This window comes from Novipirellula methanifontis, assembly GCF_052161655.1.
In the GTDB taxonomy this organism is placed as follows: Bacteria; Planctomycetota; Planctomycetia; order Pirellulales; family Pirellulaceae; genus Novipirellula.
Genome location: NZ_CP197418.1, coordinates 3,756,451 through 3,781,714, shown reverse-complemented (window position 1 = coordinate 3,781,714; position 25,264 = coordinate 3,756,451). Strand labels below are relative to the sequence as shown.

At 54.0% G+C, this 25,264-nt stretch carries 19 protein-coding genes and 1 tRNA gene; 12 read left to right on the top strand and 8 right to left on the bottom strand.

Annotated features, from left to right (window positions below; genetic code table 11):
- Positions 1–791 precede the first annotated feature (791 nt).
- From glgX to SH528x_RS13225, 8 genes are all read left to right on the top strand, one after another.
- Complete coding sequence (glgX, locus tag SH528x_RS13260; protein WP_442510999.1) at positions 792–2,882, top strand: glycogen debranching protein GlgX; 2,091 nt, start codon at positions 792–794, stop codon at positions 2,880–2,882.
- A gap of 328 nt (positions 2,883–3,210) precedes the next feature.
- A complete protein-coding gene (locus SH528x_RS13255; protein WP_442510998.1) occupies positions 3,211–3,843 on the top strand; it encodes a ClpP family protease in 633 nt (210 codons plus the stop codon).
- Between the two features lie 90 nt (positions 3,844–3,933).
- Positions 3,934–4,524, top strand: coding sequence for an ATP-dependent Clp endopeptidase proteolytic subunit ClpP (gene clpP, locus SH528x_RS13250; protein ID WP_442510997.1), 591 nt, complete (start codon positions 3,934–3,936; stop codon positions 4,522–4,524).
- Positions 4,525–4,587: 63 nt separating this feature from the next.
- Positions 4,588–4,660, top strand: a tRNA-Glu gene (locus SH528x_RS13245).
- Between the two features lie 323 nt (positions 4,661–4,983).
- Entirely contained in the window at positions 4,984–5,448 is a 465-nt protein-coding gene (locus tag SH528x_RS13240) for a DUF1579 family protein (protein ID WP_442510996.1), read from the top strand.
- A gap of 224 nt (positions 5,449–5,672) precedes the next feature.
- Positions 5,673–6,128 carry an SRPBCC family protein gene (locus tag SH528x_RS13235; RefSeq protein ID WP_442510995.1) on the top strand — a complete coding sequence of 152 codons (456 nt, stop codon included), beginning with the start codon at positions 5,673–5,675 and terminating at the stop codon, positions 6,126–6,128.
- A 359-nt stretch (positions 6,129–6,487) separates the two neighbouring features.
- Entirely contained in the window at positions 6,488–6,925 is a 438-nt protein-coding gene (locus SH528x_RS13230) for a DUF3750 domain-containing protein (RefSeq protein ID WP_442510994.1), read from the top strand.
- Positions 6,926–7,229: 304 nt separating this feature from the next.
- Complete coding sequence (locus SH528x_RS13225; protein ID WP_442510993.1) at positions 7,230–7,655, top strand: hypothetical protein; 426 nt, start codon at positions 7,230–7,232, stop codon at positions 7,653–7,655.
- Between the two features lie 886 nt (positions 7,656–8,541).
- On the opposite strand, the gene rtcA is transcribed toward SH528x_RS13225, so the two are convergent.
- Together rtcA and SH528x_RS13215 are read right to left on the bottom strand one after the other, a co-directional pair.
- Complete coding sequence (gene rtcA, locus SH528x_RS13220) at positions 8,542–9,582, bottom strand: RNA 3'-terminal phosphate cyclase (RefSeq protein WP_442510992.1); 1,041 nt, start codon at positions 9,580–9,582, stop codon at positions 8,542–8,544.
- On the bottom strand, positions 9,575–11,080 hold the full coding sequence (locus tag SH528x_RS13215) for an RtcB family protein (RefSeq protein WP_442510991.1): 1,506 nt from the start codon (positions 11,078–11,080) through the stop codon (positions 9,575–9,577). Before SH528x_RS13215 ends, rtcA begins: the two co-directional genes overlap by 8 nt.
- Positions 11,081–11,337: 257 nt before the next feature.
- On the opposite strand from SH528x_RS13215, the gene rtcR reads away from it, so the two are divergent.
- Both rtcR and SH528x_RS13205 read left to right on the top strand, forming a co-directional pair.
- Entirely contained in the window at positions 11,338–12,936 is a 1,599-nt protein-coding gene (gene rtcR / locus SH528x_RS13210) for an RNA repair transcriptional activator RtcR (RefSeq protein WP_442510990.1), read from the top strand.
- 371 nt (positions 12,937–13,307) lie between these two features.
- A complete protein-coding gene (locus SH528x_RS13205) occupies positions 13,308–14,294 on the top strand; it encodes a potassium channel protein (RefSeq protein ID WP_442510989.1) in 987 nt (328 codons plus the stop codon).
- A gap of 233 nt (positions 14,295–14,527) precedes the next feature.
- On the opposite strand, the gene SH528x_RS13200 is transcribed toward SH528x_RS13205, so the two are convergent.
- From SH528x_RS13200 to SH528x_RS13175, 6 genes are all read right to left on the bottom strand, one after another.
- Positions 14,528–17,638 carry an efflux RND transporter permease subunit gene (locus tag SH528x_RS13200; protein ID WP_442510988.1) on the bottom strand — a complete coding sequence of 1,037 codons (3,111 nt, stop codon included), beginning with the start codon at positions 17,636–17,638 and terminating at the stop codon, positions 14,528–14,530.
- Positions 17,639–17,642: 4 nt separating this feature from the next.
- On the bottom strand, positions 17,643–19,118 hold the full coding sequence (locus SH528x_RS13195) for an efflux RND transporter periplasmic adaptor subunit (RefSeq protein ID WP_442510987.1): 1,476 nt from the start codon (positions 19,116–19,118) through the stop codon (positions 17,643–17,645).
- A gap of 171 nt (positions 19,119–19,289) precedes the next feature.
- Positions 19,290–19,841 carry a hypothetical protein gene (locus SH528x_RS13190; RefSeq protein ID WP_442510986.1) on the bottom strand — a complete coding sequence of 184 codons (552 nt, stop codon included), beginning with the start codon at positions 19,839–19,841 and terminating at the stop codon, positions 19,290–19,292.
- A 386-nt stretch (positions 19,842–20,227) separates the two neighbouring features.
- On the bottom strand, positions 20,228–21,400 hold the full coding sequence (locus SH528x_RS13185; protein ID WP_442510985.1) for a hypothetical protein: 1,173 nt from the start codon (positions 21,398–21,400) through the stop codon (positions 20,228–20,230).
- A 429-nt stretch (positions 21,401–21,829) separates the two neighbouring features.
- A complete protein-coding gene (tadA, locus tag SH528x_RS13180) occupies positions 21,830–22,297 on the bottom strand; it encodes a tRNA adenosine(34) deaminase TadA (protein WP_442512122.1) in 468 nt (155 codons plus the stop codon).
- 62 nt (positions 22,298–22,359) lie between these two features.
- Positions 22,360–23,232, bottom strand: coding sequence for a family 16 glycoside hydrolase (locus tag SH528x_RS13175; RefSeq protein ID WP_442510984.1), 873 nt, complete (start codon positions 23,230–23,232; stop codon positions 22,360–22,362).
- 152 nt (positions 23,233–23,384) lie between these two features.
- Between SH528x_RS13175 and SH528x_RS13170 the strand changes: the two genes are divergently transcribed.
- Both SH528x_RS13170 and SH528x_RS13165 read left to right on the top strand, forming a co-directional pair.
- The gene (locus tag SH528x_RS13170; protein ID WP_442510983.1) at positions 23,385–23,828 is read left to right on the top strand and encodes a VanZ family protein; all 444 of its coding nucleotides are present in this window, start codon (positions 23,385–23,387) and stop codon (positions 23,826–23,828) included.
- An 82-nt stretch (positions 23,829–23,910) separates the two neighbouring features.
- Positions 23,911–25,215: a glutamate-5-semialdehyde dehydrogenase gene (locus SH528x_RS13165; RefSeq protein WP_442510982.1), complete on the top strand. Its 1,305-nt coding sequence runs from the start codon at positions 23,911–23,913 to the stop codon at positions 25,213–25,215.
- Positions 25,216–25,264: the final 49 nt, after the last annotated feature.

The following is a 25,264-nucleotide window of genomic DNA, read 5'->3' as shown; positions in this document are numbered from 1 at the left end:
TCTTCTGTCGAGGCCGGAAAGTGGGTTGTCAAGAGCATCAAATTGTGTCCGGACGACTCTTCCATCATGACCTGCGAGAGATGATCAGGATCCACCGTCGGGCGAGCGTTCAAACGAGGCGTTTTGGCAGAAGACCGCCCCTACTCTTTTGCTGAGAAAGCGTGGCTGACCGGGCAAGAATTTTGATTACAGAGGATTTCGGCTATGAAAATGACCCATTCAGCAGGCGAAAGTGATTATTAGCAAACCATCACAGGTATCAGGAAGGCTCCGTTCAGGGGGCGATAAAGGGCGGCGGTTGACCTTAGAACCAGATGGGGAGCCTAAGCATGGCCCCTCGGTGCTCGCAGCATCGCATATCGACTATGATTCTTCACACTAATCATCAACGTTTCTCCAAATCACCTGGGAGGTTTCTTTGTTACGGAATCGCTAGACGGCGCCTGACGCATGGCTAGGTCGGTAATTGTTAGACGCTATTCGTCTTTCCCCGGCATGCATGTAGACGCGTGGTAGGTTTGATTTGTTAGCGACCTGGACCGATTTTTCCGCCTAAGCCCCCGCTGCTTGAGGAACGGGGACTTGTTCGGAATGTAAGGTCATCGCCGACACCACAGACACACGATAGAGCACTTTGGAAGCAGTGAATTAGCGACCCCAACATGACTCAAACGGACGCAGCAAGGTGTAGCGTCTGGGTTGAGTAAGCCCAATTATTCGAGGCCAGGGGGCCTACTTTTTCATTGCGATCTATAAAGCGTTTAGCATTTTTTGATAGAGGAACCTGCAATATGCTCATGAAACAGCCGTGCCCCGAACAGCAATTTGCTTACCATGCCCCCTACGGCTCGACACTGCAGGACACGGGCGTTCAGTTTTCGGTGTTTAGTCGTTCAGCGACCGCGATGCGATTGCTGCTTTACAACAAAGTTAACGATCGCGAACCGAGCGAAGTAATCGAGTTTGATCCTATCAAGGATCGTCGTGGCGATATCTGGAGCATGCATGTTCCAGGCCTCGCACACGGGCAACTTTACCACTACCAAGCGAGCGGCCCTTGGGATCCCGAGCACGGACAACGCTTTGACCCTTCGGCACGATTGATCGATCCGTATGCGCAAGCACTCGCGGGCACCTACTTGACCAACAACGATGGCGTGGTGCGTCCTCCGAAATGTGTCGTCATCGAAGACACGTTTGACTGGGAAGGCGATCGCCACCTCCGTCACGATATGAGCGAGACGGTGATCTATGAGATGCACGTTCGTGGGTTCACCAAAAGCCGAACGGCGAAAGTCAAATCGAAGGGCAGCTACCTTGGGGTAATCGACAAGATTCCTTACCTCAAGTCGTTGGGGATCACCGCAGTCGAACTGATGCCGATCAACGAGTTTCCGATTCGTGATCCGCACGGCAAAAAACTGGAGCGAGCGAACTATTGGGGTTATGACCCGATGGCGTTCTTCTCGCCTCACCGTGGTTACGCGCATGGCAAAGAACCGGGGGCTCAGGTCAACGAGTTCAAGCAAATGGTCAAGGCGCTGCACGCAGCGGGAATCGAAGTCATCCTTGACGTCGTGTTTAACCATACATGCGAAGGCAACGAACAAGGCCCGACACTGTCCTTCAAAGGACTCGAGAACCAAGTCTATTACATTCTCAGCGAAGGCCAGCACTACTCGAATTACTCGGGTTGCGGTAACACGCTCAATGGGAACCATCCTGTTGTGCGTGAGATGATTTTCCACTGTTTGCGTCACTGGGTTTACAACTACCATATCGACGGATTCCGTTTCGACTTGGCGAGTATCCTCAGTCGGGACACCAAGGGGAACTTGATTCCAAACCCGCCGATGGTCGAGATGATTGCCGAAGATCCGATGCTTGCGAACACGAAAGTGATCGCGGAAGCATGGGATGCTGCCGGAGCGTACCAGGTCGGTTCGTTTGGCAACCACCGCTGGGCCGAATGGAACGGACGCTATCGCGACGACGTGCGTGGTTTCTGGCGTGGTGATGGCGGAACGCTGGGTGCATTGGCAACCCGTTTGGCCGGCAGTAGCGATTTGTACGAGCATGCGGGGCGACCACCTCACTGCAGTATCAACTTTATCACCAGCCACGATGGTTTCACGATGAACGACTTGGTGTCGTACAAAGAGAAACACAACATGGCCAATGGTGAAGATGGACGCGACGGCGACAACCACAACATCAGCGATAACTACGGCGAGGAAGGCCCGACGCGAAAGAAGGGGGTACGGACGATCCGTGACCGCCAACTTCGCAACATGTTGACCACATTGCTGCTCAGCCAAGGCGTGCCGATGCTGGTCAGCGGTGATGAATGCCGACGGACTCAGAAAGGCAACAACAACGCCTATTGCCAAGACAACGACATCAGTTGGTTTGATTGGCGATTGGTCGACAAGAATGCCGACTTGGTTCGCTTTGTCAAATCCCTGATCGAGTTCCGCAAGGCTCAGCCGACCGTGCGTCGACGCGAATTCCTAACCGGGCAACCTGTCGACGGCCGCTCGATTCCGGACGTCTCGTGGTACTCGGCCAACGGCAATCCGTTGGATTGGGGACAACACGAATTGGCGATGGTTGCGTATATCGCAGCCCCGAGCCGCCGGGATGATACCGAGGGCGTTGGCCGCGACGTGGTGATGATGTTCAATAGTACCGGACAAGACCGCGAATTCATGCTGCCCGAAATGGGACGTGGAATGAAGTGGAACCTGTTTGTCGATACCGCTGGCGAATCACCCAAGGATGTTTACCCCAAGCTGAACGGCCCTATGCCGCCAAGCAATTGGGCGATTGATATGCCTTGTCATTCGATGAAGGTCTATGTGAACACGCTCGAGGCGAAGTAAAACGCCCCCGCTGGCGGCCCATTCGGCTCGCCCGTGGCCAAAACCACGCCGTTTACCTTGTAGCGGCTGCCCCGATAGTCCATTTACCGCCTCGAGTCGCCTGCAAAGGGGCCCGAGGCGGTGTCGTTTCGCTAGCATTGCGAATTTCCCACGATTGGCGAATATCGGCCCTCAATCCACGGCGGTTTGGCAACCCGTCTTGCCATCTCGGCAATAATCACGAACACTAGGACGCGAGACATCCTGACTCGTCTTCAACTAAGTAGAAGTCACCGGGGTCACGTCACGGAAATCACGGCGAACCCCTCACTGCACTGAAAGAGATTGCATGAACCATTCCCCCCTTCACGAACTTTCCAATAGCCACTCGTACCAGAGCTATCAGCGTCAGCGTCAACTGACCCTTGGCGATTTGCTTTTGGAAAACCGGATCGTGTTTCTCCAAGGCGAGATCCACTATGCCAACGCCAACGACGTCGTGATGAAACTGCTTTATCTGCAGAGCGAAAACCGTCGCAAGGACATCCACTTTTACATCAATTCACCAGGCGGATCGGTCACCGCCACGTTGGCGATCTACGACACGATGCAGATGTTGTCGTGTCCCGTCGCCACATATTGTGTCGGCGAAGCCTGTAGCGGTGCCGCAGTATTACTTGTCGGTGGCTCGCATGGCAAGCGATTCTGTTTGCCCAACAGCCGCGTGATGATGCATCAGCCGATGGGCGGCGTGGGCGGCCAAGTCAGCGATATTGAGATTCAAGCCGCTGAGATGTTCCGCTATCGCGATGTTTTGAACAACATCATCAGCAAGCACAGCAATCAATCGGTGGAAAAGATCGCCAAGGATACCGACCGCGATTTCTTCCTCGGCGCCGAAGAAGCGAAGGCATACGGGCTTGTCGACGATATTTTGGTCAAGCCGCCGGAAGACGAAAACGATGACGACGACAAAAAATAGTCTGCTTAACGAGACGATCGAATCTCGTTCTTAAGACGTCGTCTTTTTATCTGAATCCAACCGTACCCACACCGTCGAAAGTTTATAAGCATGCCAATCATTCCTTACGTTGTCGAAAAAAGCGGCCGCGAAGAACGCGTCTATGACATCTACAGCCGACTGCTAAAAGACCGGATCATCTTCCTCGGCCAACAAGTCGACGATCAGATTTCAAACTCTTTAGTCGCACAGATGTTGTTCCTGCAATCGGATGACCCCAAAGCCGATATCCACATGTACATCAACAGCCCCGGTGGCAGCATCACCGCAGGGATGGCGATCTACGATACGATGCAATTCGTCTCGTGTGACGTTGCAACGTACTGCATCGGCCAAGCCGCATCGATGGGAGCCGCCCTGTTGACCGCGGGAGCCAAAGGGAAGCGACATGCCCTTCCTAATGCTCGTATCATGATCCACCAACCGCTTGCCGGGATGCAGGGAACCGCACGTGAAGTCGAAATTCACGTCGAAGAATTGCGTCGGATCAAGCAGCGGATGAACGAGTTGATGATCGAACACACAGGTCACTCGCTTGAAAAGATCGAGGAGGACACCGATCGCGATCGCTTCATGTCCGCAGACGAAGCATGCGAATACGGCTTGATCGACAAGGTCGTTCACAAGGCAGGCCAAGTCTAATCCGGTCACAGGAGCGGGAAAAATCGCGTCGGCATTCTGATTGCTGCCTGTCCCGCTTCCGTCGCCCCCTTCGTCTAGCGGCCCAGGACGCCGGGCTCTCAGTCCGGAAACAGGGGTTCGAATCCCTTAGGGGGTACTTCTCGCGTTGTTCAAACGCGGCAAGTGCTGTGCCCATGCCTGCGGGACGGTTTTGCAAAACCGTCCCGTCTTGTGAACACAGACTTTCTTTTGATCGATATTCGCCGCGGCGTACGCTATGCTTTAGAACAGGTCAGTCATTCGGCAAATTGACCTGAGCCGACGGTGATGGCGCCAAAAACGTTAAGTTCCGTCGGCTCACACTACGGCCATCGGTACTTTACGAAGGTGACGATCTCATCATCCGTCATTGCGATTGCGATGGACACTCGCAGTGATCGATCAAGCAACGGTCTGTCAATCTGATCCAAGGAGACTCGCATGCCTCACAAAATTTTGTTTGCAAAGATGGTGGGAAAGTGGGAAGGCATTTCTCGAACTTGGTTTCAGCCTGGCAAGATCGCTGATGAATCGCCGATCCGAGGCGAGATCACCAAGGTACTCGAAGGCTGCTTCCTGCGTCACACCTACCAAAGTTCGATTCAAGGAAAGTCGCGAAGTGGCGAAGAGTTGATCGCCTTCAACGCGATCTTGGAAACCTTCCAATGCTCTTGGATTGATGACTTTCACATGAATGCCGCGATCATGTTTTCGCAGGGTCCAGCGTCCAAGCATGGCTTTTGTGTGTTCGGTGAGTACGACGTTGCCGTGAACCACGCCAAGTGGGGCTGGAAAACGGAATTCGAATCGCATGACGACGATCATCTAATGATCACCGCATACAATGTTCACCCTGAAGGTATGGAGGCCAAAGCCGTCGAGACGATCTACCACCGCGTTCACTAACACGTCGGCAGATGACATGTTGCCTCGCGAGGGATATCGATAAACAAAGTGAGATTGGCTTCTCTTGCAGCGAAAGTCGCGAAGACATTCGTCCACCCTCGCACCACCCGAAACGGTTGGCGAGTTTCGCTACGAAAAAAAACTTACTGCCTCGACAGGCGGCGAGCCTATCCTGCAACGCGAACCCCATCATTAGTAAAAACAACGACACAAGAAAGTCAGCCATGCAGAATTCAACGAGTGTCGTGATCGATCGCAAAATAGATGACGTTTTCCGGCTCACGATTGACCACGTAGCACAGTGGAGCATCATTGTGATCGAAGACGAAGTGATCGAGGCGCATCCAGACGGAGTCGGTACAACGTTTCGCACAGTAACAGAGGACCATGGCCAGCGGATGGAATTCGCAGGCGTCGTCACCCGCCATGAACCGCCCAATATCCACACGATTCAGATGACGGGGCCGCAGTTTGATATAGAAGCGGAATACATTTTCGAGGATCTGGCGGGACGCACGCGAGTGACCCAGCGAGCCAAGGTCACCGGAAAGCGTTTCTTTCGTTTGTTCATGATGTTGTTCGGATGGATGATGAAACGCTCGCACAGCAAAGCCAGCGAACTGGAGATGCAAAGCTTGAAAAAATTCTGTGAGAGCGATCCTCCGGGCGCCGCCACCTAACGATCCATTAGCGAGTTGTGCGATAGATGACACGCTAATTCCACCGGCCGGTGGTCCGAGAAATGTCTTACTCGCCTCACACAGATTCATTCACTTGATTCACAATCCATACGCTCCACCATCCGAGACTTCTCGCAACGAAGCGATGCCTGTGGGGGCAGCGCGACCGTGGGTGCCGATCTTGTGGATCCTGGGGGTCCTGTCCTTCGTCTGTTCGTTTATCTCACACTTCGTTACCGTCGCACCGCCGAACGAATGGATTGTTACGTATATTAGTTTCGTGTTTCTCCTCGTTGGTTTTCTTTTCATGTTTGCCCGCCGGATTTTCCCCAAGCAACCCGGATTTCCCCCAAGCAACGATGTTCAACCCTGACTTAGACATTGCAGTGGATTTATGGACGGCTCGGATTCCGTGGATTGGTCGATTTGCAGAGCATCATTGGTTTGTCGTTAGCCGGCCCGGCTCACGTGACCGCTGGGAGGTTTGGCAGACGCCAAACGAATGCGATACTTCATGGCAGTATTTGCACTGCAACTTGCTACCCCCTGAGGCGGGCGTAGGCAACGGTGCCGGACGCATGATTACACGGTGGAACGGCGAAGAAGGGGCCTCTCTGGCGACACGCATTGAATCCACGCCCGACACCTATCCCTGGCGAAATCAATACCGGGTTTTCCCAGGCCCTAACAGCAACACGTACGTGCAATGGGTACTCGGTTCCTTGTATACCCTTGGCTGGCGCGGCATTGGCCGACGTTTCGCACGTCACGCCCCCGTCGAAAACCGCGTGGGGTAACATGGGGTGTGAGGAAGCGGCGGTCGTCGCTGCTATTGACCACTTACAGGTATTCCCCACCACTAGCTGCCCCCTGTCGCTCGCACCTCAAAACATGATCGAACAAAACACCGCCGAGACTAAGTCGGTTCTGTCGCGTGGCTGTCTCGTCTTCCTTGTGGGCGCTGCTGCCTTCGCAGCTTTTCTACCCATTGGAATTCCATACGTACGGGAAAAGCAGCGACGTTCCATCGAACGCTCAAACGCCGAATGGCGTCAAGAAACGTTTGATCGTGTCAAGAACGGCGATCATTGGGCGTCAATAATGGCCCCAAAACTATTGTCGATGCTTGCGAATGATGCTGACTGCGTTTCAAACCTCTCCGAACTTAATTTCTCGATGACCGAGATCACCGCTGCAGACGCTCGGCATGTTTCGAAATTCACCAATCTGAAATCACTTTACTGCTACGATACGCGCGGAGCCGACTATATAGTTGAAAATGCACGTCTTTTGCCGATTGAACGACTGGGATTCGAAATGGCACAGTTATCTACTGAGTCGCTGCGAATGCTGTCGGAGTTCCCCAATTTGACGCAAGTACATTTCGAGCAGGTCATGCTTCCGAACGAAATTGCGATACTTGACACACTGCCGCCAAGGATTACCGTGCGAACCCCGTTTCCAGCGGAAAATGAACCTGAGTTCAAAGAACGTAGCGACCAGCCGACTGCACCCGAGTCGCGGTAGCAAATGCGATTTAGCCTTGTCCTTGTTTCTGCACCTCCATGCCCCTCAACGTATACGAGGATAAAGATGCATCGCGTCCAAAGTGATAATATTGATGACTTCGACCAAACCAGCTTGATTGTCAATCATGCTGTTGAATCAAGATTAGATCGACCAAAGAATCTGGGCGAATGAATGAATCCGTACACCCCACCGAAATTGGAGAACACCTCACAGAAAAAGTGTCGATCTTCGATCATGTTCGAATTTACGCTGTTTGCAGGTCTCGCTTCCATGATCGGCGGCGTATGTATCTGGACGACTTTGGGGTCGCATCCGGTGGCAATTAATGTTGGCGTGGCTATGTTTGGATTGGGCTTCTTGGCGTTGCTGGTCACTGTGCGGTAATTGAATTTTGTCATTGTCTGAAGGCTGCAAGAGCGTTCAGATGGATGCGTCGTGAAAAGCCCACTTCGTAAGCCGCGAGGAAATCATGCTCACTGCTGTCGTCGCTATCGCGACTGAAGATGTGGGTAATGACAGGCACTGTTGGGCTGGGCTAGCGCAACTTCAAAACTCTCGCATCGGACCTTAAGCTGCCGCCGCCAATGCGGGTAATGGATGTCGGTGAATCTCCTATATTCGTAGGCATGACTCTGCGGGTTCACGTCTACGAGTTTTTGCTTCCGTCCGAAAATGTCCGCAATGGCGTGGACGGGGTGAGCCGACGGCAACTCTTCGCCAAAAACTTACTGCTTTATCAGTCTTTGATTTTGGGGTAGTGGATCTTGCAAAAGATCCTTCCACACCCAAGAAAAAGGGAGCTTTAGCAAGCTCCACTACAATTCAGGGAGCTTTAGCAAGCTCCACTACATTAAAAACCCTGGGTTTTAGACTGGACGAAGCACTACCCACGCGGTCCGAAGCGGACCGTCACCGCTCCGCTTTCGTCGTCCTCTTGGATGTCCACCTTGATGTCCAAAAAGATCTTTAGCACATCGAGGTGTGTCTTGCTGTGCATCGACAACGGCCCGCTGCGAAATTCACTGTTAAGTCCCTGCATGGCCGCCAATCCCATTGGCAACATCAGCTGATCGGCCAAATGTTCGCCGACTGGGACCGCTCTAGCAATGTGGGCTCGCGTTTGTCGCAGTACGCCTCGTGCGATGTGCTCTGCCTTGACGCCCACTCTGCCAAACCCGGTGAATGTTTCGGTCACACTCGGTGTTGACCACTGGATCATCACCACGTTGCCGGGGCCACGCGGTTGCGACACTTCATGAACGTGAAAGCAGTCGGAGTCCCATTTTGTTTTTCGCTGGATCGTATCACATTCACGCTGCCCCACCGACTTGGGAATCGCCGAAACGATCGCGGTCACGCGAGGCGACGCCTTCTCGTCACACTCGATCAACGTTAGCCCCTTTAAGCTGCGACAGGGAGTGATCGTCAACTGAAACTTTCCGCCGCCAGCGGGATAAAAACCATAGGCTTCGATTTCAACTTCGCTAGCGACTCCCATTTTGGCCAACTGCGGCAAAAACGAATGCTGGAAAAAGTCCAACGGTGGTGCCGCTGGATTATGAGTGCCTCCTTCGAAAGTCACCTTCGACGGATGATCCGCGAGCATCAGAGCCGGCAAAACGGTTTGCGCGACCAACACCGCGCTGCCTGCCGTGCCGACTTTGAAGTCGAACTCGCCACCACTGGATTCATTTGGCTCGAACGTGATCTTTTGCGATCCGATCGCATCACCTTCGATCACCGCATTACAAACCGTGCCTACGGCTCGCACCGACGTGAGGTGTTGTCGCATCAGCCCTGGTTTCCGGCGGCCGGCTCGAATATTGACGATCCGAATCGGCAGCTTTGTCACCGCGGCAAGCGCGAGCGAGGAGCGGAGGATTTGTCCGCCGCCCTCGCCCTGAGATCCATCAATTTCAATCATCCGCTTTACTCGAATCCTTAATCACGAAACGTGCCTTCAAGCGAGCCACTTCGCTCGCCAACCCAGCGGTCTTTACCGATCGCAGCACTTCCTCGAAATCCTTGTACGCCGCCGGAGCTTCATCCTTGGGATAAAACCGGCAATTGCTGAGGATATCGTGCTGTTCGAATTCCTCGTCAATCGTCGCTTGATCCAGAACGCGATTGGCATGACGTCGCCCGAGCGTACGGCCGGCGCCGTGATTTACACTAAAACACGCCTGCTCGGCTCCTGCATCCGCCACCATCACCGCCGATCCATCACGAGGATTCCCCGGCAACAGAATCGGGTGTCCGGTATCGGCAAATGGTGTCTCACGCAAAGCGTAATGCCCTGCGGGAAACGCGCGTGTCGCTCCCTTGCGATGCACCCATGTCGGCCGATTATCCATGATCTCCTTGCGTGCAATATTGTGACTGATGAAATAAACTAACGATCCCGTCGTTCCCGGCAATACTTCTTGAAACGCCTCTAGTACGAGAGCATTGATCAACAAGTGGTTCGCGGTGGCAAAATTTGCTCCCAGCGCCATGTCGTCCAAATAGTTGTCGGCTTCGCTTGTTCCCAGCGGCGCGTAAACCAATTGGCGATCTCCGGCCGGCAGTGGAATATCCCACTGAGCGAACTTGTTTTGCAACGTCTTGAACTGGCCCGATGCCAAGTTGTGTCCGAAACCTCGCGATCCACAGTGCGACAAAAACGCGACCTTTCCATCGTGCAGCCCAAACGTTTCGGCCACCGAACGCGAACGGTCATCGTCCCCGACGTGAACCACTTCGCATTCACCGAAATGGTTTCCTCCGCCGTACGAACCCAACTGGCTCATCTTGTCCGAAAAATTGCTCATGTGCCGCTGAGCAAGCAGAACCTCCAAACGATTTCCCAACGCATCGCGGGTTTCATCATGCCCAAGGTGGAACGAATCTTCACATCGCTCCGCCCAGCTGGTCGGAATGCCAAGTTGCTGACAAACGCTTTCGCTTGCTCCTTCGACAACAAGTTGCTTACCCAACGTGCGGTTCACGGGACGCGACTTCTTTGCACTTCGCTGTCCTTTGCCTGCTCCGGTCGGAGTGCGTTGACAAATGGCCGAGATCAGTGCACGTCGTGTTTGCCGGTCCTCGATGACGTCCGCAGGGATATCCAATTGCAACAAACTCATCGAACATTTGATGTCCACTCCCACGGGTCCTGGGTAAATGTGCGTGGGCGATACCATCACACATCCCACCGGTGCTCCGTAACCGAGATGGGCATCAGGATTAAGCACAACATCGGTCACGCCGGGAGCGAGCCGCGAATTGATCGCTTGCTGCAAACAAACGTCATCGAACGTATCGCGAATCGCCTCAGTTCCAATCACTTTGATCGGAGCAGTTGTTTCGGTCGGCAAGATCGCGGTCGCTTCCCCGGTCGCGATCATTTTGGTCTGTGCAGGCTTGTGAAGCGTCGTATGCATTGCGATGCCTTTGATTCGAGTGAACGGGCGAGCCAGTTTATCGGTAATGTGACTGGCTGAAAAAATTCGGGACAAAGTCGGAAGCACGCTCCCAGCCTTTGCTTGAATTGGTTTACTTTGCACAACGCGTGCCAAACCATGCAAACACAACCCTAAACCGTTGCCACATAACGACTTAGTAACACAGCGATCTTTTTAGCACATAAAAACAGATCCGCCATATTTCTCCACCTGTCGCGTGACTTATAATTCTGTCTATGCATAAATCACGCGTCGTTATCGGTTTTCTCGGCACCCAATTGGATCAACCTGCCAAGCGGGGTGATCGCTGGTCAGGTTGGCGTCCCAGTATCGCCGTGTGTCAGCAGCCCGATTTGATCGTCGATCGTTTCGAACTGCTGTGCGACCGACGGCACGAGAACTTGGCCGAGAGTGTGGTCGCCGACATCCGCTCGGTCTCTCCCGAAACGAAGGTGCGTCTGCACTGGAACCAGCTTCGTGACCCTTGGGATTTCGAAGAGGTCTATGCGTTGCTGCATCAATTCACTCGCGACTATTCGTTCGACAGCGATAACGAAGAATACCTCGCCCACATCACCACCGGCACTCACGTTGCACAGATTTGCTTGTTCTTGTTGACCGAGTCGCGTCACCTGCCCGCCGCGCTTCTGCAGACCTCACCACCGAATCGTAGCGGCAAAGATCCTCGCGGGGTCTACAGCGTGATCGATTTGGATTTATCGCGGTACGATCAATTGGCCAGCCGGTTTCAGGCCGAACACCAAGAAGGATTGTCGTTTCTAAAGTCGGGGATCGAGACACGAAACAAAGCCTTCAATCAATTGATCGAACGGATCGAACAAGTGTCGCTGGCAACGCGTGCGCCGATCTTGTTGAGCGGGCCAACGGGAGCAGGCAAGTCGCAACTCGCTCAACGCATCTTTGCACTGAAACGACATCGTCAACAAGTTGCCGGCCCGTTGGTCGAGGTGAATTGTGCCACGATACGCGGCGAACAAGCGATGTCAACTTTGTTTGGTCATGTGAAAGGCGCGTTCACTGGAGCAGCAGCTGTACGTGCTGGATTGCTGAAATCAGCTGACCAAGGCGTGTTATTTTTGGATGAGATTGGCGAACTGGGGGCCGACGAGCAAGCGATGTTGCTACGCGCGATCGAAGAGAAGACTTTTCTCGCAGTGGGATCGGATGAGGCGACGTCGAGCGATTTTCAATTGATCGCAGGCACCAACCGTGATTTGCATCAAGAAGTCGGCAATGGCAATTTTCGCGAAGACCTTCTTGCCCGTATCAACCTGTGGTCGTTCGCGTTGCCAGGATTGGCCCAACGTCGCGACGACATCGACCCCAACATTGAATTTGAATTACAAAAGTTCACCACGACTCATGGACGCAAGGTGACGTTCAACAAGGAAGCTCGTAAAAAGTTTATTGAGTTTGCTCATGATCCATCGACGCTTTGGAAGGCCAATTTTCGCGATCTAAATGCGGCGATCACAAGAATGGCAACGCTGTCGCCGGGCGGACGCATTACGGCCGACATGGTGGACGAAGAAATCTCGCGGCTAAGGTGCAGTTGGCGAGGCTCGGAAAAACCCGATAGCCATGCCGCGACTTTGCGAACCGTACTGGACGGGGCTCAAATTGCCCAGCTCGATCGATTTGATCAAGCCGCACTTGCCGAAGTGATCATGGTTTGCTCGCAATCCCCTTCGCTATCCGCAGCCGGTCGCGAACTATTTCAGGTCTCGCGGCAATCCAAGCAAAAAGCGAATGATGCTGATCGGCTGCGAAAATATCTAGCAAAATTCGGAATCCAGTGGAGCAATATTCCTTAACGTTGTGGCGCAAGGCGAATGCCATCCAGTTTGGTATTAGGCGGGTGGATTTTGGTCGTGCAAATTTTCTGTCGCCTCTCCCGGCGAAGCGGGGAGAGGTCGGACGGACCGTTCAGGCCTCGTTCGGGTGAGGGCCGACTGCGCAACTTAGCTTCCAGTGGCCTCAGCTTGCTCGGCCGGCCCTCACCCGAGCATCGCTAGAGGCTCTGCTCGTCCTCTCCCAAACTGCGTTTGGGAGAGGTGACAAAATTGACGACGCAACAGAAGACCAATCGCACCGCTGATAACCAATTTCCTTAGCGCCCTGAAATCCGTGTCCTGATGCCTTACTATGGTGGAGCAAAAAACACTCAAATCCCGTTAATCACACTATGCCCAACCGACACCATAACCTCGCTCACCGGATCGCAGCTCACTCTGCGCCTGCGATGTTTTGGATTTCGCTTGCTTTTTTGGTCTGCCAATCGGTTTTGGTGGTGCTGTGGGTTGATGTGCCCAATTTAGAGGAAACTTTGATTCGCGATCCGGTTACCGACGAGACGGTGATCGCGTACACGTTGCCGCCGATCAGCCGAACCGAAGTCGCGGCCATTGCTCTAATGCTGCTAATTTGGCCGATCGTGATCGCCGAATCGATCTACCATTGGTACACCCGGCCCTGGGACGCCGAGTCCCGCTGGACGCATTTCTACTCGTTTGTGTTTTGCATTTGCCCTTCATTGCGAATGTGCGCACGCAGTGCCGAGATGGGAAACCGTATTTGGCTACCGACCATGGGGTGGCGCAAGGCGGATGCTCGGTTGCGTCGGCGACTGGAGCGGTACTTCAGCTTGCCAATGATCTGGATCGCTTTGCTGATCATGCCCGTGTTGCTGATCGAATTGCTGTTGAAGAACCAAGTCGCCCAGTACGATTGGCTGCGGTTTGCGTTGCACTTCAGCACCGGCGCGATTTGGTTTTGTTTTGCCGCCGAGTTCATCCTGATGGTTTCGGTAGCAGAAAAGAAAATCGCTTACTGTAAAACGCATTGGCTGGATCTGGCAATCATTTTATTGCCTTTGGTTTCATTCCTGCGTTCGCTGCAGTTTTTGCGAGCCACCGGAATCACCAAGATGGTGCGACTGTCTCAGATCAACCAAGTCGCACGGATGTATCGTTTGCGGGGAACGGCACTGAAGGCCGTGCGTGCGTTGGTGCTTTTGGACATGCTTGAACGGGTCCTGCGGCCGTCGCCCGAGCGCTCGCTCATGAAGTTAAACGCCCAGCTCGATGAGCTTGAGAAGGAAGCGAAAGCAGTTCGTCGCAAGATCGCCAAGCTCGAACGTGAGATGCCGGTAGAAATGTGTGTCGAAGAATAAAGGAGTCGACCCTAAAAAATCATTTTGCCAAACCCGCAAACATGACACCTACGCAGCACAACTTACTGCACCGAGATCTGGCAAAATGATTGCGGGGCAAAATGATTTAAAACCAAAACCACCTCGACCCATGAAATCATTTTGCCACGTAATCATTTTGCCAAGACCACGTACTTAAGTACCTCAAGGAACGGGGGACTTGTCATTTTACGATTGGTCCCCCAACTGATGCACTATGCTGGAACGTTGGCTTCGTCCGCACGCTCGTCCTCGCCGGCTTTGACTCCTTTGGCGAACCAAGGGTAAATCGCGGGGATCACGAATCCGGTTAGCAATGTGCTCGTGATCAAACCGCCGACCACCACGGTGGCAAGCGGTCGCTGCATCTCAGCACCGTCGCTGGTTGAAAACGCCATCGGGAGGAACCCGAAACTTGCAACCAATGCGGTCATCAATACAGGCCGCAAACGATTCAGCGCGGTTTGCTCGGTGACTTGATCCATCGGCAAACCTGCTAAACGGGCTTGTTCTGCAGCACTCACCCAGACCAATCCATTCAGCACGGCGACTCCAAACAGTGCAATAAACCCGACGCCCGCTGAAATACTAAACGGCATGTCACGCAGCGCAAGTGCAAAGATCCCGCCGCTGGCCGCCATCGGCACTGCCATAAAGATCAACATCGCCAACGACACACTATGGAACGTGGTGTGCAACAGCAAAAAGATCAACAGCAACACAATCGGAGTGATCACAAGCAAGCGACGACTGGCGGATTGTAAGTTTTCAAAGTCACCGCCCCAACGAATCTCATACCCCACGGGCAATTCGATTTGCTCGGCAACGGCCCGCTTTGCATCACCCACAAAACTAGCGACGTCTCGGCCGCGAACGTTGGCGGCGACAAAGGTTCGACGCCGCACGTTGTCATGCTCGACCGACGGAGGTGTCTCCTCGAGCTTCAGATCGGCCAATTCGCCCAGCGGCACAATCCGTCCGCCGACCGAATCGACGGGCAATTGCCGCAGCAATGCTTCGTCTTTTCGCCATTCTTCGGGGATCCGCACCAAGATCGGGTAACGCGCACGCCCTTCGATGATCGTACCAACATTGCGTCCGCCCAACGATTCGATCGCCCCCAGAACTTTGGAGGCATTGATTCCGTATCTCGCCAGCGCCTCGCGGTTGGGACGAATCGACCACGTTTGCAAATTAGCTTGGTAATCGGCACGCACATCCGCGGAACCGGGAATCAATTTCAAGACGCTTTCGATCTCTTTGGACTTTTTCGCCAACACGTCCAAGTCGTTTCCGTAGAGCAACACGGCGACATCGGATTTCACCCCCGCCACCAACTCGTCGACTCGCATTTCGATCGGCTGGGTAAACCCGAACGCCACACCGGCGACACGACTGTTAAGTTGCTCGTCCATCTCGGCAATCAAATCATCGCGTGTGATGCCTTCGCGCCACTGGTCATGCGACTTCAAGATCACCCACACATCGGTTTGGTGAACGCCCATCACATCGTTTGCAATTTCCGGACGTCCGGTTTTGCAAAAGACCGTTTTGACTTCGGGAAAATCCATCAAGATCAGTTCGATCTCCGTGCTCATTTCCGTTGCACCTTCGATCGTGGCACTGGGCAAACGCACTGCTTCGACGAGCAAGTCGCCCTCTTCGAGCCGCGGCATAAACTCGGCTCCCAGATGTGTCGCCACCGGCACGCTGACGCCAAACACCCCCACAGCGATCAGCGTGGTCAACACCGGAGCCGCGATAGCACGATGAACCAACGGCCGATAAATCCATTTGACCCAACGCACGAAAAAGACGTCTTTATCGGTCAGATTCCGAGGCAACGCGATCGCAGCAAGCGTTGGCATTAGTGTCATCGATAGAATCAGCGAGCCAAGCAAAGCAAACAACACCGTCATTGCCATCGGCCGAAACAATTTCCCCTCAGTCCCTTCGAGCAGTAGCACCGGCACATAGACCACGGCGATAATCAGCTCACCGAACATCGTCGGTTTACGCACTTCGATACAGGCGTCGCGAATCACTTCGACACGCTTGCGAGCATTGCCCACGTTATGCGAAAGTTTGTGCATACAATTTTCGATCATGATCACCGACGAATCGACGATCAGCCCAAAGTCGATAGCTCCCAAACTCATCAGACTTGCCGAAATCGCGGTAGCGTACATCAAGTTGGCTGCGAACAACATCGACAGCGGAATCGCCAGCGCGACGATAAACCCAGCTCGAAAGCTGCCCAACATCACTAGCAGCACCAAAATGACCAGCAAGCCACCTTCGATCAGATTCTTCATCACGGTTTTCAACGTGCGGCCAATCAATGCGGATCGGTCGTAGGTGATTTCGAGCCTAACGCCGGGGGCGAGTGTCGGCATAATCTCATCGATTCGTGTTTTCACTCGCTCGACAACTTCGCGTGAATTTTGGCCGATCAACATCATCACCAATCCCGTGACTGCTTCGCCGCGTCCATCACGCGTGACAGCACCTTGCCGCGTCATCGGAGCGATCTCGACCTCCGCAATATCCGACAACAGCAGGGGCACGCCATCCTCATTGCGACGAATCACGATACTGCGAATCTCATCGACGTCTTTTAGCAATGCCTCGCCTCGGATGAACCGCTGCTCGTCGTGATAAACGACATAGCCGCCGCCGGTCGATCCATTGTTCTCTTCGACACGGCTGAACAGATCACTGAGCGTGACATTGTTACTAACAAGAGCATCCGGGTTGGGACGGATCTCGAATGTTTTGTAGAAACCGCCATGCGTATTGATCTCGGTCACTCCACGAACTTCGCGTAGTTTTGGCGCAATCTCCCACTCTAACATCGTCCGCAGTTGCATCGGCGTGTAATCATCACCACGCACCTCGAACTGCAATATCTCGCCCAGCGCGGTCGTTAACGGTCCCAATTCGGGAGTCCCGTAGCCGGGCGGGATCGCTGCGGTAGCCGTTGGCAGTCGCTCGGTGACGACTTGGCGAGCGAAATAGATATCGGTGCCTTCGTCAAAGACAATCGTGACGACGGAGATGCCGAACTTCGATACGCTGCGGACCTCTTCGACGTTGGGCAAACCGCCCATTGTCGATTCGACCGGATAGGTAATGTATTGTTCCACTTCGACAGGAGATAACGAACCGGCGTCCGTAATCACCGCGACTTGGACATTGGTCATGTCGGGAACCGCGTCGATCGGTAATTCGATTGCACTTTTCACGCCCGCTGCGGCCATCAAAAAAGTAACGGCGAGGACGATGAAACGATTCTCGAGACAAAATTCAATCAGTTTTTGTAACATCAGCTTATTCCTCCTCACCGGCAAGTAGAATCTCGCTCTTCAGTTTGAAAACGCCTTCGACCACAACCTGATCGCCGACTTTTAACCCCGAGGTGATTTCGGTCATCTCGTTTTGCTGTTCTCCCGTCGCGACATCCACGCGTCGAAATTCGGTATCACTGTCTGCGACAAACACAAACGTTTGATTCTCGTGCACCACCACCGCCTTGGTTGGCACCGCAATCACGTCGCGAGCCTCTGCCGTCGGGACCGTCATGCGAATGAACATCCCCGGACGCAATCGTGAGTCCGATGAAGTGATCGAAGCGACAAGCGGCGCCGCCCCAGTCGCTAAATTCACACGGCGACCGACCACAATCACTTTGCCTTCGAATGAAGTGTCCGCAATTGCAGGTGCCGAGATCGTTACAACTTGCCCTAGCCCGACGGTGATCGCATTCCAATCACTTTGACGAATATCGGCTTCGGCCCATAAATGCGTGGTGTCCGCGATCGTAAAAATCGGCAATCCTACCGAGACACGCTCGGTGGCGGTTAGCAACCGTTCTTCGACCGTACCATCGATGGGCGAAACAAGATCGACGCTCGAAAGAGTATCTTTTTTCACTTTGCTGAATGAAGCTTGCGTGACCACAGGAGCCGCGGGGCCAAGCAGGGCATTGAGCCGCTGAAGCACAATATCGACATCTCGTTGGGCGGCTTCCGCCGCGGCAGTCGACTGTTTGCACTTTTGCCCCACATCGAACAACGCCTGCTCCATCAGCGAGGCAAGTGCCGCATCGGCCGTCTGCTTTTCTCGCTCGCGTTCGGTCTGGATCCGTCCCGCAATCGCACCGACGTCGGCGGCTTCGCGTGATCCGTTGGCAATCGCAATCGCCGATCGTTTTCTCGCGTAAGCTTCGATCAACGTGCGTCCATAATCGCCCAAAGTCTCGGTCGCCAATCCGGTTGCAAGATTCTCGGGTGATTCTCCGGCGCGAATCAATGCCACAAGCTCTTCGACGCCACTGCAAATTTCCGAATTGCGTTTCTGTTCGTTCAAGGCCAATTGCAAACTAGCCAATCGAGATTGAACCTCGCTGCGTGCTTGGCCGACCTCAGGGCTACTGATGCGAGCGACAACTTGGCCGCGAGTGACCTCGTTGCCGGGTTGGACCAGAATCTCCGTCAGAATTCCCTCACAAGCGGAATGAATCGAGACGTGACGATTTTGGTCATAGTCCAGACGGCCGGGCAACGTGCAAGTCGCTTGCAACGCTCTACGCTCGACCGTTTCGACTTGGATCGCGGCAGAGGCAAGTTTGGAAGGAGGCAATTTGACTGTGCGGATTTCCGCAGCGAAAACATTCGCCGAATCAACCTCGGTCTGACCGAGATCGGCCGAGTCCATACTCGGAAGTTCGGAACTCGGCCAGAATAAAAATGTGCCACAGACAACGAGAGTGCAAAGTCCGAGCGCGTATAACAATTTCTTGTGCATGGTTCGTATTCGCCAAAGTGTCCTTGAAACGATCCAAAGACGGTGTGCGGGAAACAGAGAGGTGCTTGAGGGCCGTATGCTCTTGGGTGTCAATGAATGACACGCGAACCGAAATCATGCGCACGCGAGTACACAAACTAGGGGACGCTTACCGAGAGAGAGCGGGACGGACTAGGTCCGCAACACGCAAACGAGTGTGCATAGAGGCACGTTAAGATAAGTTTGCGTAAAAGAATGACATGGCAGAGTCTCACTTTGTGGCGATATGGCAACATCGTAGTTGCAAACCGCTACCCAGTGATTCATTGCATCGGCATGCAGCAAACTCCACACACTTGCCGAATCGAGATCCACCACGGAATCGCCATCGTCACCCCAAAGTCCCATCGGAGAGAACGAAGCCGAATGGGGGCCATCCATCTCGTCTGCACAACGAGCTAGAAAATCACACGGCAAAAACAGATGCCAATGCAAATCCTGGGACACCCGATCGCTCAGCGAAGGCGAGTCCTGAACAGACACCGGGTCACTGATTTGGTGATGCCGAGCGAGATGCGAAGTGAGCGAACTGTCACGCAGGGTTTCGTGCGAATGCACGACTGGCATCGGGAACTGCGAAAGTACTAGCCAAACCAAAACGGCCAAACGCAATCCGCGGGCGGCAACTGAATTCACAGCAGCGCGGCGGAGGGGACCAGCGGTAGGGAGGGTAAGGTGGGACATTGAGCCAATATTAGCTAGCTGCCTGCATTCCGTCAATTCTTTGTTTGAGGTTCAATCATCCGGAGCATGTGGAATTGGCTTCCAGCCTGTCATCAAACGCAACCTTAAGCAGGTCAATATGAATCATTGCACATAATGATCTGAGCCGACGGCGTTAGCCGCGGGCATGTTTCCTGAAATTTCATGGGCCCGCGGCTAGCGCCGTCGGCTCACAGAATGATCGACGTTTCACCGGTAAATACCGAACGACCTGCTTACCTCCTTAAAAGCTTTGCTTTTGGAGCGCCAACTCGTTCCAGATCCTCACGCGGCAATCGGCGCATGAAAAAACCGAGACATGCAATAAACATGTCCCGGTCAAATAAAATCGTTAAGGGCGTTTCGAACTAGCGATTCAGTTCGATACCGAACGTCGCTCCGACCATCACAACATCTTGGTCTTGCGAACCGCCTTGTTCTTGGTTGGTGCCGGTTGGGTCCACTGGACCGCCTCGCCAAATACCGGTCGCCAAGTCAATTACTTGAACACCGGTGCGAATCTTAATCGCTTTGGTCAGTTGGTAAGCCAACTCGCCGCGAATATCGAACCCGATCACAAACTCTTCGTTGCGGTCAAACAGAGCACGTGTTTGGTTTGTGAAGTTGTTGTCCGGGGTATCGCTGATTCCCGTGGTCGTATCGACTTTTCGTTGCGACTTCGCCGTTTGTAAACTACCACCGACCATGCCACGAAAGTCAGCGGAGTAGGTGAAGCGTTCACGGAACTTGACGTATCGGAAACCAAATTGTCCCGCCAGGATCTCGTTCTCGGTGATCACCGAATTGGTGGTCAATTGTTCGTAGTCGTCACCAAAGCGAACGTCGGGAAGTGCCGAACCGTCTGCGGTGGTGATGTAGTTCTGCTGACTGTTGTAGTCATTCAATCGAGCCCAACGGAAACCGATGAACGGCTCGAGGATGCCACCGTAGTGATAAGGTTCCATCCGCCAGGTTTTGTTCAGCTCGTAGCTGTTAAAGTCCATGACGTTGACCGTATCTCCGACGAAATACAACCGTTGGTCGTAGCCCGGGGTGTTACCATCGCCTTGAATGATGGGGCCGTTTGTGCCATCGTCGTCGGGAACCACGCCAAAGCGGATCAGACGTTCGCGAGCCACAATGTCTCGTTCGCCGGGACCGTTCAACTGGGTGAAGGTGAACATCCAACCGTGCTCGACATCGGGCAACATGTACCCAAGTTCATAACGATGTCCCCAGCCCTGATCGAGCCTCGTTTCCGCATCCTGACCAATCTCTAACTCAGGCCGTGATGCGTACAGAGCCAATCGATCGTAAGTCGCAAACCAACCTGTGTTGGCCCGCTTCTTTGGCTTCATATCGGCCAAGTCCATATCATAGACAGGCCGGAACCATTGAAAGTCAGGATCGAACGCTAGCGGGTCCGCTGGTGGCACATGGTCTTGTGCATTTCCTGTGGCAATGGCGCCTAGCATCGCTAATGTTGTGAGCAGGCTTGCCGTCAGCTTCCGTACCGACATTGCGTGTTCCACCGTCTTCATGAAGTTTGGTTTGTCAAGTGACACGTCCGTCACCCTATGCCTATTGACCGCCCTCTTCGAATGACAAGTGTCAACGCAGAGTTGTGGCGGGTTCGCACCGAAATCTTCCCTCACTCGCCGCCAAAAACCCAAGCGGGGTTGTGTGGTTTGCGAGAGCATAATTCGGGTTGTACCGGTAGTATCGGCTGGCTCGATCGCGAAGGCTTAGTTTGTTTGGCATTAGAAGCAGCAAAAGTCCGAGAATCTGCAAAACCGGAACACTTTGCCATTGCTTTCCCGCTATTCCAGGGCGTTTTGCAATCGAGCTGACGTCAAAAAAGAGCGTTGCCAACGGCCCCACGCCCCTTTTTTGACGCTCAAAAGGTTCAAACCACGCCGCAGCGAGTCGTTTCTCGCCGCTATTTCATGCTCGCCGCTATTTGCAGATAGCTATTTCTTGCCCATCGCTCGTTTGCTGGCAAAGAAGTCGGTCAGCACTTTGCCACAGCGATCTGCCATCACGCCAGAAGTGACCAAACAACGATGATTTAAACGCGTGTCTTCGAGCAAGTGGTACATGCTGGCTACCGCGCCTGCCTTGGGATCGCTCGCGCCAAAGACGACGCGAGGAATGCGGGACTGCAAAATGGCTCCCGCACACATGATGCACGGCTCGAGTGTGACATAGAGTGTGGTTTGTTCGAGCCGCCAATCTTCGACCGCCGCCGACGCTTGCGTGATCGCAATCATCTCGGCGTGAGCCGTCGGATCTTTCAAGCTTTCACGTTGGTTCGATGCCGCCCCAATAATCGAATGATCGCGGACAATGATCGCACCGACCGGAACTTCATCCGCATCGACGGCTTGGAAAGCCAGTTCGAGCGCACGCCCCATCCAATGCGAGTCGGACTCGAACATCAACTTGGCCTGCAACTCAACGTCCTGGGGGTCAAACGCACTCAACTCCGTTTCTCGATCACTCACTTCGATTCCTTTTGCTTCTTCGATTCCTTTTGCTTCGCATCAGCTTTTGCGGGGGCGTCCTTTTGGGAAGCTGTCTTGTCTGATTTGCCCTGATTCTGCGGCTTCAAATCGTCCGCCGTCAATTTGCGGACCCGCATGTTGCGAATCTCGGAATCACACTGAAACGCGGCAACCCCCAACGGCTCACATTGTTCCATCTCGGCGCGAATATCAAAGACGTGTCCTTCACGCGGTTGATCGATCAGTTTTTTGCCATCAATCCAGCACTCAATTGCCTTGTCAGTCACGCGAGCCCGCACCTTGTACCACTTGTCATTGTCAAAGTTGCGAAATTGAGTCGTCGCATTCTGGCTGGCGTCATTGTCGTCGACGTTGCTAATTCCCAGGATGCCGCCGCCCCAACCGCCCATGATCAAGCTGACCTTGGACTCGCCCACCGGGAACGTTAAACCGCAAAAGAAGTCGTAGCCTTCGGTCCGACGTGCTTCCAATGCAATTTCGTAGTTTTCGCGTAGCACATCGCCTTCCCAACGAATCCCCGACAGCGGGTCACCGTAAGCGATCTTCGCGGAGTTGCCTTTGATCTCGACTTCTCCATCGCCCCCAAATTGACAAGCTACCCAGGAACCTTCCAGCGGTTTCCAGTTCTTCGCGTGGTTTGTTTTTTCGTTACCAGTTTCCTCATCAACCTTCGCCCCTGATTCCGATGGAACCGCAGCAGGGTTCTGGTTGGCATCGGTGGATTGGGCCAGAGCCGTCTTCGCAGAAGCGAACGCGAACATCGTCGATGCGACGATCGCGAGCGTGAAAACGTGGAGATTGGCAGAGGTTGTGATCGCGAAACGCTTGCAAAGCAACTGGTTTAGCACCGTCAATTCCTTATCGAAAAAAATGGAGAGGGGAGTAGATGGAAGAACAAACCCCGCCAAGCACCCGGTAGAGGGGCATTCCCGGCATTAGCGATTCAGCCGGGCGTCGCACCTTGCCTAAACACCTTGTCTTGAACAGAACGGAGTTTCTAATGTCATCTGCTCCAGCTTATCCCATCACGGGGACACCAATGCAGTCTATCACGAAAAAAACGATCCTTGGCATCCGGCTAGCCATGTTTGCGCTAGCAGGCTATTGGCTGGTCATCTTCGTGCTCACGCATGTTCCAAGCTCGATGATCAAAGCACCCAAGATCAGCGACAAACTAATGCATTTCTTGGCGTTTGGCGGGCTGGGGATGCTGATGTGCTATGTGACGACTTCGGATCGACTGGTCCGACGATTTAGCATCATTGCGATCATTGGCATGAGCTACGCGGCGATCGACGAATACACCCAGGGCTTCGTCCGTGGCCGATCTCCCGATCCGATGGATTTCGTCGCAGACACCGCAGGCATTCTCGCCGCGATTGCGGTCTACGCATTCTTGCGGGGGATTTATTACCTCTGGAAATCGCGAGCCGCGTTGGCTTAGCGATCAATTCGCCGTTGACCCCTCGCACTGCATCGTCGACAATCTCTCGAAGGCTGCTAAAGCCTCGAAATTGCCTAATTTGATGCCGCTTGGAACCCTTCCGGTCAACATGTCGACGACTGCCGCTACCCCTGAAATCGCTGAATATTGCCTGCAAACCGCCAAAGCGGCGCGTGCGGCCTCTTACCAACTCGCCTCGCTGGACGCGGAAGTCAAAAACCGCTGGCTGCGTCATGCTGCTGCCGCCTTGGTAGCCGCCAGCGACAGGATTATCCAAGAAAACCAAAAAGATCTCGCCGCGGCCTCCGATTACGGATTGAGCGAAGCGGCGATCGATCGATTGCGTTTGGACGATGCCCGCATCCAATCGATTGCTACCGGACTCGAAGAAATCGCGATGCTTCCCGATCCCGTCGGCGAAGTGATCGAGGGACACACGCGGCCAGGCGGGCTGCAAATCCTGAAACGCCGCGTCCCGCTCGGGGTCGTCTTCTTTATCTACGAAAGTCGCCCCAATGTGACCGCCGACGCGGCAGGCATTTGCGTCAAGAGCGGAAATGCAGTCATCTTGCGTGGCGGCAAAGAAGCGATCCACAGCAGCAAAGCGATCGTCGAAGTGTTGGGCGAATCGGCCCAAGAGTGCGGTGTTCCCAAAGACGCGGTCCAGTTGGTTTCGACCACCGATCGACAAGCCGTCGGCGAATTCCTGTCGCTCGGTGATCTGATCGACGTGACGATTCCTCGTGGTGGTGAAGGATTGATCCGCCGGGTTGCTGCGGAAGCCACGATGCCGGTGATCAAACACTTTGACGGCAATTGCCACGTCTATGTCGATCAACATGCCGATATCGCGATGGCAGTCAACATCATCGAGAATGCGAAATGCCAGCGAATGGGCGTTTGCAATGCCTGCGAGTCGTTGTTGGTGCATGAGAAGATCGCGGCCGACGCGCTTCCCGAAATCGCAAAACGGCTGACCGAGCGAGGCGTCGAAATTCGCGCCGACGAACGCGCGATCACTTGGATCGACAACGCGTTGCCGGCGACCGACGAAGATTGGTCGACCGAATATTTGGGGCCCACGATCAGTGTCGCAGTGATCGGATCGATCGAAGACGCCGCCGCTCATATCAATCGTTATGGTTCGCATCACACTGACGCGATTGTGACTGGCGATCTGCGGGCCGCTGAAACCTTTACAACGCTGGTCGACAGTGCGGCAGTGATGGTCAACGCCAGTACTCGATTTAACGACGGCAGCGTGTTCGGGCTGGGAGCCGAGATTGGCATCTCGACAGACAAATTTCACGCGCGTGGCCCTTGCGGTCTTCGCGAATTGACCACTTACAAATACATCGTCCGTGGTGACGGCCACGTGCGAACTTAGTGCGACGAATCGGGCTCGCAATCGACGCGACGATCGCAATCAACAGGTT